General features: G+C 62.1%; 8 protein-coding genes. All 8 read right to left on the bottom strand.

What is annotated here, in order from left to right:
* Window positions 1-7: 7 nt before the first annotated feature.
* On the bottom strand, window positions 8-241 hold the full coding sequence (locus tag H3U89_RS05075; protein WP_198180485.1) for a hypothetical protein: 234 nt from the start codon (window positions 239-241) through the stop codon (window positions 8-10).
* Window positions 241-3,951 (bottom strand): helicase, encoded by a 3,711-nt coding sequence (locus H3U89_RS05070; protein ID WP_232345543.1) that lies wholly within the window; start codon window positions 3,949-3,951, stop codon window positions 241-243. Before H3U89_RS05070 ends, H3U89_RS05075 begins: the two co-directional genes overlap by 1 nt.
* Before the next feature lie 8 nt (window positions 3,952-3,959).
* The gene (locus tag H3U89_RS05065) at window positions 3,960-5,549 is read right to left on the bottom strand and encodes a variant leucine-rich repeat-containing protein (protein WP_332460549.1); all 1,590 of its coding nucleotides are present in this window, start codon (window positions 5,547-5,549) and stop codon (window positions 3,960-3,962) included.
* A gap of 259 nt (window positions 5,550-5,808) precedes the next feature.
* Window positions 5,809-7,344, bottom strand: a complete 1,536-nt coding sequence (locus H3U89_RS05060) for a glycoside hydrolase family 30 protein (RefSeq protein ID WP_198180487.1) — start codon at window positions 7,342-7,344, stop codon at window positions 5,809-5,811.
* Between the two features lie 52 nt (window positions 7,345-7,396).
* Window positions 7,397-8,968, bottom strand: coding sequence for a glycoside hydrolase family 30 protein (locus tag H3U89_RS05055; RefSeq protein WP_232345541.1), 1,572 nt, complete (start codon window positions 8,966-8,968; stop codon window positions 7,397-7,399).
* A 249-nt stretch (window positions 8,969-9,217) separates the two neighbouring features.
* A complete protein-coding gene (rplL, locus tag H3U89_RS05050) occupies window positions 9,218-9,598 on the bottom strand; it encodes a 50S ribosomal protein L7/L12 (RefSeq protein ID WP_045924837.1) in 381 nt (126 codons plus the stop codon).
* A 100-nt stretch (window positions 9,599-9,698) separates the two neighbouring features.
* The gene (gene rplJ / locus H3U89_RS05045; RefSeq protein WP_015022404.1) at window positions 9,699-10,220 is read right to left on the bottom strand and encodes a 50S ribosomal protein L10; all 522 of its coding nucleotides are present in this window, start codon (window positions 10,218-10,220) and stop codon (window positions 9,699-9,701) included.
* 225 nt (window positions 10,221-10,445) lie between these two features.
* Window positions 10,446-12,920, bottom strand: coding sequence for an alpha-L-rhamnosidase-related protein (locus tag H3U89_RS05040; RefSeq protein ID WP_198180489.1), 2,475 nt, complete (start codon window positions 12,918-12,920; stop codon window positions 10,446-10,448).
* Between the last annotated feature and the right edge of the window lie 261 nt (window positions 12,921-13,181).

Below are 13,181 nucleotides of genomic sequence, written 5' to 3'. Positions count from 1 at the left end.
CCGATAGTCAGTCGCCGCGCTCATTGGGGAAGAGCCCCCAATGGGGCGGCAGCTCGCCCAGGATCCGCCGGTCATCCCCGGCAAGACGATCCTGCTCACAGACCCGATCCTGGGGATCCTCCTCGGTGCCATCAACATCGAACCGTTCCCTGCCTGGACGAACCACCCGCCGATGCCGACGCCGACGCGGAGCCGCAGACTCACCGGTCTGGTTCCCCCGGTCCGGCTGATTATCCGCCATCAACGCGCCTGCTGGTAGATGTCGGCAAGGCGGGCAACGATCCTGTCGGCTTCCTTGTCGGGGTTGACAAAGGCCGAAACGCTCCAGACGGTCATGACCGACCAGCCAAGATACTGCAAATCCTCGGTGGTGAACCGGTGACGCTCCCGGGTGGACTGGGTGTGCATGAACTCGGCATCGTCGGTCAGCACAGCCAAAGCATAGGGCTTGTTCTTGAGCCCCACCACCAGCGGAATTCTGGGCGCCTGGTCGTACCCGTAATCCAGGGCTACATCCAGCCCCCGGGTCCGCAGTCTGTGGGCCAGATCCCTGAAGAGCACATTGGTGGACTGCTCGGCTTGCTCGGGCCGGGCAGGTTCGGCGTCGGGATGCTCAACCCAAGTCAACAGCTCCTTGAGCAGACGCGGCCCAGGCTGGTGGATGCGGTCAGCCTCAAGATCGTCGGCCGAGAATGCAGCGACGATGTCCAGATTCCGATCCGGCAGGACCAGAGCATCCAGCAACATACCCTTGCCCCCTTCGCCTTCCAGATCGCCGAACTGCTGGAGAAGACGGCCGTGGGTGGTCTTGGCAAAGCCCAGAGTAAGGATTACGTCCGTGGCCCGGGCGCCACAGACCTCGTCAATGCCGACGATGCGTACATGCCGCAGGAACTTGGCGAAGACCCTGTCCTTGGCCGCAGCCGACTTGAGTTCGGCCCCCAGCCTGGAGCGGTGGGTGGCCGACAGGGTGACCACAGTCAGCAGATAACTGTTCGGCACCAGGGAGAAGGATCCGGCCTTGCGTTTGAGCATCTCGACAACTGCGGCCACCTCCTGTTGGCTGGACTCTACCAGCCCAGTGGCCATGACAGGGACGCCGGCTCCCTCCACCCTGGTCAGGGTTACCCTGCCAGGCTCCCGGCAATCGGGGACAGGTGCCGACAGATCCCCATAACCATGATCCTTCAGGAAGGTGTCCAGCCGAATCGAGCGGCGCGAGGGCCGGGCTTTGACGGTGACCGGAACCAGATGGTCGACCAGCTGCAAGAGACCATCCGAGGTGATGGTAGGACGGTGCGCGATGACCGCCACCTGCCGGGCACGAGCCAGCACTGTCAGCACCTGGATGGAAGGCATATGGGCTCCCGCATCGATGATGACCGTGTCGGCCAGCTGTGTCGGATTGGTCCTGGTCGCCAGCGTGGCCGGAGTCGCGATGATGATGGGTTTGGCCGCCGACAGGATGCCGGGGTGGGCCTGCCGGAAGACCGCAAGGGAGGCGCCGGGGTTGCCGGCCAGCATGGTGTGCAGCTGATTGGCCTCCTGGGTGCGGGAGAAGAGCAGCTCGGACAGACGCTTTTCGCTCTCCTGGGCGACCATGGGCCCTACGCTGGCCACGTGCTGAGCATCCACCTGGCTGAAGCGGTCGGCTGCGTTGGACAGGGCGGAACCGTCCTGGTTGGAGATGATCTGCGAGGAGCGCATGATGTCGTCGAAGACCGTGGTCCACCAGGCCAGCTGCAGCTCGGCCCGTACCGCCTTGCCCTCAACCTGACGGTTGCGCAGGTCCTGGACAAGGTCCTGCAGCCCCGCCTTGCTGAATTCGTCCTCCAGGGCGCAGCGCTCAGGCAAGGTATCCAGGGCTGTATGGTCGTCAAAGAGCGCCTTGAGCCGCTCCTCCACCTTGTTCAAATCCATGGTCTCGAGATCGCCGCCGGCTGGAGTCGAGGCCAGAACGGTGTCCAGAGCCGTCATGTCGCGAATCAGGGATTCCTGGGTGTCGATGATGACGTCCAGCTTCGGCGGCAGGACCGGCCAGCCGCCGTGAGGGACGAAGGTCCGCCATTGCTCGGCCTGCTTGGAGACCACCACCAGCGACTCATGCAGATCCTCGACCTGCGCGCCGGGCCTGAGCAGGCTCTTGGCCTCCTTGACCAGACGTCGGCGTTCCCAGAATCCCAGATTGGTGCCATTGGCCTTGCGATCGGCCTTGGACTTGGTGGCCTCGATCATGGAGGGAATATCACGCTCGAAGATGGAAGGCTGGAAGACATCCAGGACCCGGCGCAGATTCTTGAGGACCACCACCTGCCGCCCCCAATCCTTGACGGTGGCCGGCACGGGGAATCCGCAGGTCTCCACAGTGGATTTGACCTGTTCACGGGTGTCCGGCAGAAGCCGCTGCAGGAGGCGAACCACACGGGAGTATGCGTCCACAGCCTCGTTCTCGTTGACCAGAGTGGCGCCGAACCAAGGCGTGTCCTGGGGGCCGATGACGAACTCGCCCAGCTCGGCAGCCCTTTCCAGCTTGTCCGCCCAGGCATCCAGCTCGGGCTGCAGGTTGTGGGCCGTCGCCGCACCCAGACGGACACGGGTGGCAGGATGCGTAGGCATGTTGGCGATGTTGGCCAGATTCTGAATGGTCTGGTAGGCCGAAACCCCCCAGCTGGAATCCACCCCATGCAGATCACCCAGGTAGCGGGTCAGCCGGGAGCGGACACCCACAAGCTCGTCAGCCACCTGATCGAAGTGTTCGCTGGCCTTGCCGGGTTTGAACCCCACTGCATCGATCAGCCGCTGGTCCACGACCCGGCCAAGCTGATCGTCTGTCAGGTCAAGAGCCATGTCCGCCATTCCGGCGGCATCCAGACGATGCTGGAAGCGTCGCTTCTCCTCCACCACGCAGGGCACATAGAGCACGGTCCTGCCGGCGGTGACGCAGCGCGAGGCGATGGCCAGAGCATCGTCGGCGCTGTGGCGGCCGGTCTGTTCATCGACAAGCACACTGTGTCCGGTCGCCACCAGCTGGGCGGCATAACGGACCTGGTTGTCCACGTCTCCGGCCTCGAACTCGCTGTGGGGGTCAGCATCAAAGGGGCTGTAGTCGGGCACTGGTCCGCCCTTGAGCCGCTCCGAGGCAGCCTGGTCGCCAGCCAAGGCATCCAGCAGATCGTTGCCGGTGGACCCGGCGGTCATCCGGTCCAGAATCCGAAGGCTCTCGCCCAGCAACTGGGCGGATGGCTCGATAAAGCACCCAAGAACGATTTTCCGTTCAATGGTGAAGTCGCTGATATGCGGCGTAATCAGGGCCGTCATGTCCTTGAACAGTGAAGAAGTTTCGGGGGTGCCGCCCTGATAGTGGGAGGCGGAAAACAGGCGGTCCGGATCCAGGGTGATGCCCCGCTCACGCATGGCCGAAATCAGGGCAGGGTTAAGGTCCACCTTGCCTGTGAACCTGATGGAGGACCTGGAGGCCCCCTGTGTGCTCTCGTCAATACGCACGGGATAGAGCAGTACAGGCATGTCGCGCCCCTGCCAGGCGGCCACTCCCACCACCATGGAAAGCTGGGCGAAACCACTGGCACGCTCCTTGGCGGCCTGATCGTCCAGAACCCGCTCCATGCGCCGGTGGGCTGCGCGCAGCATGCCACGGTCTCGGAATAGCGCGTCCAGATGGACCTGGCCACTGGCGAAGAGCTGGGCGATGCCTGAAGGATGCGCATGGGTCAGGTCCATCTGCGCCGCCAGCTGCGACACATTCTCCAAGGGGGTCAGGCCCACTTGGTTCTGGTAATCCTGGCGCCATCCCCGGATTCGCTCCAGTGGAGTCAACGGGGCCTTGACCTCTTCTGCGGCGCGGTCGGAGGAGGAGCCGGCCGTTGATGCCTGTGCATCTTCAGCCCGTTTGTCCTCTTCGGATCCCCCGGTGCTCATTACCGTCTCGCTCATCCGTCCACTCACTTCCGCACGGCGTTCAGATATTCGTGATACCCGTCATTGTTGCGCAGGGCCGCGTCGATGTCCTGGTCGCCCTGAGCCTCCAACCAGGCGTACAGATCATCATAGAGGGCAGGATTCATCGCCAGGAAAGGCAGCAGCTGCCGATGCTTGGCCATGGCGAACTGCAGGGCGAAGTCCCCGGTACGCTTGGCATCATCGGAGCTCATCCCGTCCACCACGATGGCCTCCTGGCCACGGTCATAGTCCCCCTTGGAGACCCGCTCGAAGACGGATCCGGGCTCGAAGGCCGGCTGATAAAGCTGGTCATCATCCCGCTTATCCGCTGGCTGGGGACGCCGGGCCTGATCTGATTCCTTCTTGGACAGGCGGGCCAGCTCCACGGCTCCCAGAGGGGTGAACCCCTGGGCCGAGTCCGGTTCGCCCCTCCGGCCTTGCCGTGACTGGCCGTCTGCATAGCCGCTGCGGCCGGAAGCCGCACGATCGTCACGATGACCACGATTGTCACGGACGTCATGGGCATCGCCAGCATCCTGGTTGTAGTGGTTCTGATCAGGAGCGGATTCGGGGGAACGTGATCGGCGAGCATCCGCGAAAAGGTCACGGTCGACAGGCCGGCTGTCCTCCTCCTGGGTGCCGACCAGAGGCAGGCCCTGCTCGGATTCATGCTCCTGCCATGGCAGAGGCCGACGAGCTTCGCCACGAGCGCCCTGGGCCTGGAAGTCACCTGCACGCCGGTCACCCTGTCGGTCTTCGAATGCACTGTCATCCGGCTGGTCGGCATAGACTCTGCGACGGTCAGATCCCTGACCATCCGCTGAGCCTGCATCGACCGGCCCCCTGTCAGCCTGGCCATGCTCGATTGGACCAGAATCGTCAGAATGCCGCGCTTGCGAGCCCCGCGAATCCACGGGCTGCGACGGATTGTCCCGCGAGTCGCGAGCGACTGGGACAGACCCGGGACGATTCTGAGAAGCGCCGTCGGCCTCTTGGGAAGAATCGGCTGTCTTGGCGGCACCCAGGGCCATATCGTGAAGGGCAGTGACCCTGTTGCGGACCCCGTCGGCCTTGAAGATGCCAGTGGGCTCGCCGGCGCGCATGTCCAGAATGTCGTCGACGGACATCTCAGCTGCATCGGGCTCCACCATGCCCCGGGGCTGTGTGGAGTATGAGAAGAGGTCGGGCACCCGGGTCGAAGGGTCGGTCTTATCTTCTTCAGGATTGCTGATGCGCACGAAGTCGACGGGGACATCACCGAATTGGAAACGAGCCGAGCTGCTGGACAGGGGGAAGTCGGCATCCACAGGCAACCTGACCAGGGATCCGTCGGACTGAATCAGATAGGACCCGTTGGTGGAACCCATGTCGCGCAGGGTGGCCAGACCGTCCTGGTCGACGGCGAAAATGGCATGTCGCTTGGACATGGATTTAGTCTGATCGGGCACCTCCAGACGACGCCGACCGTCATCGGCCAGCGGACGCAGGGGCTTGCGGCCGATCTCGACGGTCTCGCCAGGCTTGAGCCGGGTCTCTTCCGCCCCATTGAACTTGATTATCCACACCTGCCCCGGTCGCCGATCGTCACTCACGTTTTCGACCTCCCAAATCTGCAGCCGCCTTCACTCGGTACTATCGCCTATTCTGTCATGAAACCCAGAGATAGGATTGATTGCGTGCCGAATTAACCGATAAAGGACACATGAAAGACTGGCAGGCATGCCGGTGCAGCGAACCCTCCCCTCGGGCAAGGCTTTGGCAACGAAGCGATTGACTCGATCAACAAGAAACGGCGGCCGCCTTTGCTCTGGACACAACCATCAGAGTCAAGCAACGGCCGCCGTCATCGGATCAGTCCTGGCCGTCCTCTCCCTCGTCGTGGTCGTCGTCTGGGTGCGGAGTCATATGGACGACGAATTGGTCATCCTCGGGCACCGTGCTGCGGTTGAGACGATCGGAGTCTGACATGTGGCAAGAAACAGTCCCGAAAGCCGGCACGCTTACCGGTCGCCAGTTGGCGCCCCAGCCATTGACGGTCAGGGCCGCCTGGATAGGCTCTCCGGTCGGATTGTAGAGGATGACGCTGAGCTCGCCGTCGTCGCGAACGAAGGCGACCGAACCCAGACCGCCGGTCCGGCCATCTAGGGTGTGACTGGTGGAGGCCACCCTGCGAGCGCCGACCGGCACATCCTGTCCGAAATTACGAAGCATGAAGTATTCCAGATTGCGTTTGATCCCGCCGGTTCGGGAATCGACGGTGATGACCCCGCGCCGGCCCATGGTTCGCGCCCAACTGGGCAGACCCTGCTCATCCAGGGCCAGATTCCACAGGTCGATCATGCCCACGCCCTGGCGGACCAGTCCGATGCCGATCTCCCCGAACATGACATGGCTGGCCTCGTCCACCCGCTCGTCCAGCATACAGCGCCGCTCACTCATGACCGAGCGCCATCCGGGGAACTGCCTGGTGGCGTTCACGACCCACTTGGGCAGACCGGAGTATGTGTGCATGGCAGTCCCGGCGAAGCTCAGGGCCTCCACAGGGGTCATATAGTCGCTGACCGGGCGGCTGAAGAACCTCAATCCATCATCCCCGAAGAAGATCTCCACTTCGGGGAAGCTACGGTCCAGCGCCGGACGCAGGTAGTCCACGCCCCAGCGCACCAGCTGTTCAGGGGTCCAAATCGTCATGGGCCAGGGCGGATTGTTGGAAGGCTCGTTCTGCATGGTCACTGCCGAGATGGGAATCCCCAGCTTCTGGTAGGCCTCGATGAACCGCACGAAATAGCGGGCATAGGCGGCATCGACCGTGTCACGTGGACGGTAGCCATTGCCGCAGTATTGCCCCAGCCTCAGACGTCCAGCCCCGTCCAGCCGACCACTGTCCTTCATCCAAGCGGGTGCGCTCCAGGGCGAAGCCAGAATCCGCACGCCCGGGTTGATGGCCATGATCTCCTGAAGGACGGGGACCACATACTTCATGTCCTTGGTGGCCTCGGGCGTGCCCGGCTTCCCCTGCCCAATGGAGAAGTAGGTCATGCCCGAATCCGACATCACCCCATCGGGCAGATCATCATAGGAGTAGTAGCGCTGGCTGGAGAAGTCGCAGGACCCCATGGAGATCCTCAAGGTGGACAGGCCCGCCTGAGCCGGGTCGAAGAGCTCGGTCAGAATCCGATGACGTTGGTCGGCATCCATGGCCGTCATGAACAGGTACGCACTGGAGTCCGTCAGAGCAGCACCGGCCCCCTCCCAGTACTGGTAGCGTCTGGTCGGATCAATGACGATGGGAACGGCTGCACCGGGCCCATTCGTCGTCTCCGGGGTCGCTATCAGTTCTCGCCGCTGGGACAGATCCCCTGCCGTCGCGGTCCAAATCTCCTTCATGTTCGTATGTCTCCTTCCGCCGAGCCCTTTCCCGGCATCGCCATTCCGGTCCTTAGTCCTGTCCGGGAGCCTTGTCATCCACGGTGTACTCAGGCAGCTGCAGAGCAAAGTCCTCATCCTCGGGTACGGCCGAATCATTGATCCGCTCGCTCGTCGTCGCGTGCATGGTCACGGTCCCCCAGGCCGGCACGGTCACACTCTGCCAGCGGTCCCCCCAGCCGTTGACGGTAACAGCCGCCTTGATCGGCTCGCCCGTGGGGTTGTAGATATGGGCGGCGATGGATCCGTCCGGTGCCAGGAAAGCCACGGAGCCCAAAGAGCCGCTCCAGCCATCCGGGGTGTAGTTGCTGGAGTCGATTACCACTGAGCCCGGCTCCACATCCTGGCCGAAACTACGGAGCATGAAATACTCCAGATTCCTGCGAACCTTGCCGCTGCCATGATCGATGGTGACCACCCCGCGTCTACCGTCGGCACCGATCTGGTTGGGCAGCCCACGCTCGTCCAGGGCCATGTTCCATAGGGTGATAAAGGAAGAGCCATGGCGGACCAGCCAGTTGCCGATGACCCCGGACATGATGTGAGCGGCATCCTCGGGGGTCTGGTCCAGCATGCAGCGACGTTCGGTCATGCCATAGATCCACTGCGGATAGACCCGGTTGGCATAGTCCAGTTGCGGGTAGTCGTTGTCATAGGTGTGCAGAGTCAAGCCGTTGATGGAACGGGCCTGCTCGGCGGTGACATCCTTGTCGACCGGTCCTGTCAGGCAATGCGCCGAGTCGTCGTTGATGAAGATGCGCACCTGGGGGTGCCGACGGTCCAGCGCAGGACGCAGGAATCGGTGGGCGAAGTCGGCCTGCTGGGCCAGAGTCCAGGTCATGGCCGGCCAAGGGGCGGCGTTGGAGGGTTCGTTCTGCACAGTGACCGCCCAGATAGGGATGCCTATGGCTTCCATTTCGTCGATGTAGCGGGCGAAGTACCGGGCATAGACACCCTCTATGGAATCCTCAAGCGGATCATAGCCGTTGCCGGTCCACTCGTCGAAGCGCAGGTGGCCGCCCATGCACAGGTGGCCGGTGTTCTTCATCCAGGCCGGGGCGCTCCAAGGCGAGGCGATGATCTTTACCGCAGGATTGATGGACAGAATCTCCTGGACAACGGGGATGATGTACTTGTAGTCCTTGGTGGCGTCCGGAGCGCCCGGCTCGCCCTCGCCCAGGGAGAACCTTGTCAGATCCTTGTCATGCTCGCCGTAGGGAATGTCGTCGTAGGTGTAGTAGGGCTGTGAGGACGGCTCGCAGGAGCCCAGGGGGATGCGGATAACCGAAAAGCCGCCCTTGTCAGGGTTGAACATGTCATCCAGCAGGGCATGCCTTTGCTGTGCGGATTGACTGCCCCAGATCAATGAAGCAGCGGCATCGGTGATGGCGGCTCCGGCACCGAGCCAGGGCTGATGCCGTTGGCAGGGGTCGATGACGATGGGCTTGGCATCCTTGGGCCTCTCCCCCATCGGAGGGGCTTGCAGGGGCCGGCGGCGATCGGTCAGGTCTCCGGAGGTCACAGTCCAGAACTGGTTGGTGAAGGTGATGGTCATGATTGCTCTCTCGTTGTCATATCTGGGCATCGGCGTCACGGTCGATAGGACAGGGCCTTAGCTTAGCAGCGATTACAATCATGAACAAACTGTTTCGATCAACTTCGATCATCGCGACTGAAGGGTCATCCTACGCTCCGAAAGGACCTATGCAAATCGGCTCGGGCAAGCATAATCACCCCTGCGTGCACGGTAGGACAGGGTATAGGGAAAAGCCCCGCACCACATCAATTGCAGTGCGAGGCTTTTCAGCATACAAAGGCTCAGAAGAGCCGATGACTACTTGAGCTCGACGGTGGCGCCGGCCTCTTCCAGCTGGGCCTTGGCCTTGTCGGCGTCTTCCTTCTTGGCGCCTTCCAGGACGGCCTTGGGGGCACCGTCAACCAGAGCCTTGGCATCGGCCAGGCCCAGGTTGGTGATGGCCTTGACGGCCTTAATGACCTGGATCTTCTTGTCGCCGATGGCGGAGAGGACGACGTCGAACTCGGTCTTCTCCTCCTCAGCGGGAGCAGCAGCACCGGGGGCGGCAGCGGCCACGGCCACAGGGGCGGAGGCCTCGACGTCGAACTCGTCCTCGAACTTCTTGACGAAGTCGGACAGCTCGACCAGAGTCATTTCCTTGAACGCGTCGATGAGCTCGTCAGCGGAGAGCTTGGCCATAATGGCTTCCTTTCATTTGTGGCGACCGGCATTGACTGGTAGGCCGATCACCGAACATTTTTTGTGTTTGCCGTATGAATCCGGGCCGATGGCCGTGGACTCAGGCGGCCTTTTCCTGCTTCTCGCGCAGGGCGTCGAACGTGCGCACAGCCTTGGTAGGCACAGCGACGAACAGGTTGGCGGCCTTGGACATGGTGCCCTTGAGCGCGCCGGCCATCCGGGAGAGCAGAACATCGCGGGATTCCAGATCCGCGATCTTCTCCATGGCATCCGCGTCAGCAACAGCTCCATCGATGAAGCCGCCCTTGACGATCAGTGCCGGGTTGTCCTTGGCGAAATCACGCAGCGTCTTGGCGGCATTGACGTAATCACCCTTGACGAAGGTGATGGCGCAGGGGCCAGCAAGCATCTCATCGAGACCCTCGATTCCAGCCTCTTTGGCCGCAATCCGGGCTAGCGTGTTCTTCGCCACGTTGTAGGAAGTATCGCGGCCTAGCTTGTTTCGCAGATCGGCGACCTGCGGAACACTGAGCCCGCGGTACTCGGTGAGGATGATGGCATCGGCGTCACGGAACTTGTCCGTCAGCCTGGCGACAGCCTCTTCCTTTTCGGGCCTTTTCATGGCGTTCCTTCCTAGACAGACCTCTGGAGGGAGCCGGACGACCGAGCTTGACAGGCAAAAAGAAAGCCCTGCCGACAGGCAGAGCGGAAAACAGGTCGTAAGGACCGATTTGAAACTCAACCTGTGCTGGCTCGATCAACCGAACTTAGGAGACCCAAGGGTCCCGACCAACGGTCTTTGGTATGCAACGGCTAATAGTACACAGATAAACAAGGACCGTCAAGTCTATAGATGCGGCACCATCAGATGGTGATGGCCGCAGGGCAGCGCATCCGTAACCAGGGATCCTGCTCTGCAACGAACGCCGGCCACCCGGCTCTCGGCATCCAAGGCCTTCAGCATGATCGGCGACCCGTCCAGGAAGACCTCGACCTGACCCCCTGGTCCGACGCCGAGCACAGGAGGGAGGACCAAGTAACCCCGGCAGCCCTGGGGCACGGTCAATTCCAGATCGATATCCGGCAGGAGGACAAACCCTGGCCTGTTATCCACTCTTCCCGTGATCGTATAGGAGATATGGATGTCCCCCGTGGGCACGGGCATGGTCAGCTCGGCCCGGGCCAGGCCTCCGGGCTGGGGGGCGGCGACGAATTCACGATACCCAGGCTTCAAAGGCCGAAGCCCCATCAGCCCGCTGGAAATCAGCCAGACAGGCGAGGCCCCCCAAGGGTGCGAATAGGTGGTGTTGGATTTGATCGATGGGTCCCAGGCCTCCATGGTGCCTCCAGCACCCTGGTCCAACATGTGCTTCCAGGTGCGCATACCCTCCCCTGCTGAGAGCAGAGCCAGAGCATCAGCTCCTAGGCCTGATCGATACAGTCCATCCAGAAGCACGGCGGCCGCATAGGCGCTGCAGACCATCCCCCGACGACGCAGATAGGTACCAACCGCTTCCAGACGTGCGGGATCCGAAGGAGGCGCAAAAGCCAGCACAAAGGCCGAAGCATGCATGGCACAGTGATCGATGGCCGGGCCGTCGGGACCGTCTAGCAGACCATCCCGATAGGCGCCGACCGCTGGATCGTAGAGCCGCTCATCCAAGGCCTCTTGTATTTTTCGGGACACCTCTGCCAGACGGGCAGCTCGGCTACGACGTCCCAACGCCCGTGACAGACGAGCCATGGCTTTATAGGCGGCACTGGCCAGTGCGTTGATGACCGTGTTGACACGACCGAAGACATATCCATCACGTTCAACGGGCGGCCAGTCGACCAGGTCTCCATCCATTTGGCTGGAGACGCCGGGGTCCTTGACAATCAACCCGCTGTCCTGGTCCAGATACCTGTCTGGCAGCAGTCCCATCAGCCGGTCGTACTGGTCCGCCGCCTGGGTCAGATCTCCGGTGTGCATCCAGGCATCGTGAACAGACAAAATGCTGTAGAGGGGCCACTCGGTGGGCCAGGTTCTATTGGCGATCAGATAGTCCACGCTGTAACGGCCCAGGGCGGGTGCATCATCCAGCACCATATGAGCCCGCTGCTGGATCCAGGCATCAGCCTCATAGGGAGCCCGCTCCCTGGTCCAGGAATCGACGTAGATGTCAGCGTTGAGTCCCCTGATGGTGTTTCGCCCCAGCTGCCAGACCTCATCCAACAGAGGCCTGTCGCAATGAAACCTGGCGTGGTCGTCATATACGGGAGCCTCAAGGCACTCTGCCCACAGGCCCCCGTCAGACAGGCTCGCCAGCAGCCCTTCAGGTTCGGATTCCGCCGACCATATCAGCTCCAGATATCGGAAGACCCGGATCCCCCAAGTCTGTGCCCGGTTGCGGCCAGGCTGCAGCCGCCAGCGATCCTGATAGACGTTGGAGGTGGCCAGACGGTAGCGAACGCCGCCTTGGCCGTCCAGGACCTCCCCGTAACGGACGATCAAGTCCAAATGTTGCGACAGATCCACCCGCAGACCGATGCCGCCCAACCGTACGGAACCGAAATCCAGCAGAAGATGACCGGGCGCTGTCTTCAGAACCCGATGAACATCCACCCGGGTCAGTCTGGTGCCGTCTGCAGGAGCTGCCAGGCACTTGGAGAATGAGGACCGAATCCGGACCTTGGGCCAATCCGAGTCGTCAAAGCCCGGTTTGGAAAAACCCCAGGGGTATCGGGACAGATCAATGTCCTCAGCCGGAGCCTGATAGTAGGTTGTGCCGATAGAGGCGCTGTCAGGAAATGCCTTGGCCCCGCTAATAGCCTTCCATTCGGCATCCGTGCCATAGTGCTCCACCCTGCCATCAGGTCGACCAACATCCAACTGGGCCTGGAAACGGCGGCCCTCCATGGCATATGCCACCACGCCCAGAACGTTCTGAGCCCCCGGACGCAAGAGGTCGGTGACCTCGTAACCCCTGTAGCGATCCTCTCCATCCAGGGGGAATACTGGACCACAGCCCAGAAACCGCCCGTTGAGCCATAGTCGATAGACAAATTGACGCGCAGGCACAGTGCTGTCAGCGGTCGCATACAGGCTAGCCCAAAGGATCGGCCCCGGGGGCAGCCGGACCACACCACGCATCAGCGCCCAACCTTTGGCATTACCCTGAGAACCTGAGGGGTTCTTTTCGTCCTCTGCGGACCAAATGGCTTGAGCATGCCAGACCGGGCCAGGCCCCGTGCCAAAGGTGATGGGTTCAGACTCTATCAACCGACGGCCCTGTGCATCCAGCAGAAGAACGGTCAGCCAATACCGTCGCGAAGGACCCATATCCGGTCCAGGGAGCCGGCTGCCATTGAGCTCGTCCGCAGGTTGAATGCCGGTGTCTACAAGTATCCTTCCCTTAGGCTGTTCGTAGACTCGTACTCTGGCCAAACGGACCCTATCCGCCCAGAACGGCAAAGGGTCCAGCCTCCACCTGACCGTGGGCCTGAGTCCCGGTTCGATATCCACAGGACAATCCCGATCCTCGATCAACACCTGCAAAGGCTCACAGCCCATTCCAGTAAATCCTCCTTGAGCCTGCTCTCA

The organism is Bifidobacterium sp. W8104 (assembly GCF_016100735.1).
Lineage (GTDB): Bacteria > Actinomycetota > Actinomycetes > Actinomycetales > Bifidobacteriaceae > Bombiscardovia > Bombiscardovia choladohabitans.
The sequence above is the reverse complement of the archived record's forward strand: the minus strand, read 5'-3'. Positions and strand labels throughout refer to the sequence as shown.

What these genes read in the sequence shown, in the direction of transcription:
- H3U89_RS05070 (WP_232345543.1), bottom strand. Translation starts at nt 3,951, where the DNA reads ATGAGCGAGACGGTAATGAGCACCGGGGGATCCGAAGAGGACAAACGG.
- rplL (WP_045924837.1), bottom strand. Translation starts at nt 9,598, where the DNA reads ATGGCCAAGCTCTCCGCTGACGAGCTCATCGACGCGTTCAAGGAAATG.
- H3U89_RS05075 (WP_198180485.1), bottom strand. Translation starts at nt 241, where the DNA reads ATGGCGGATAATCAGCCGGACCGGGGGAACCAGACCGGTGAGTCTGCG.
- rplJ (WP_015022404.1), bottom strand. Translation starts at nt 10,220, where the DNA reads ATGAAAAGGCCCGAAAAGGAAGAGGCTGTCGCCAGGCTGACGGACAAG.
- H3U89_RS05055 (WP_232345541.1), bottom strand. Translation starts at nt 8,968, where the DNA reads ATGCCCAGATATGACAACGAGAGAGCAATCATGACCATCACCTTCACC.
- H3U89_RS05040 (WP_198180489.1), bottom strand. Translation starts at nt 12,920, where the DNA reads ATGGGTCCTTCGCGACGGTATTGGCTGACCGTTCTTCTGCTGGATGCA.
- H3U89_RS05060 (WP_198180487.1), bottom strand. Translation starts at nt 7,344, where the DNA reads ATGAAGGAGATTTGGACCGCGACGGCAGGGGATCTGTCCCAGCGGCGA.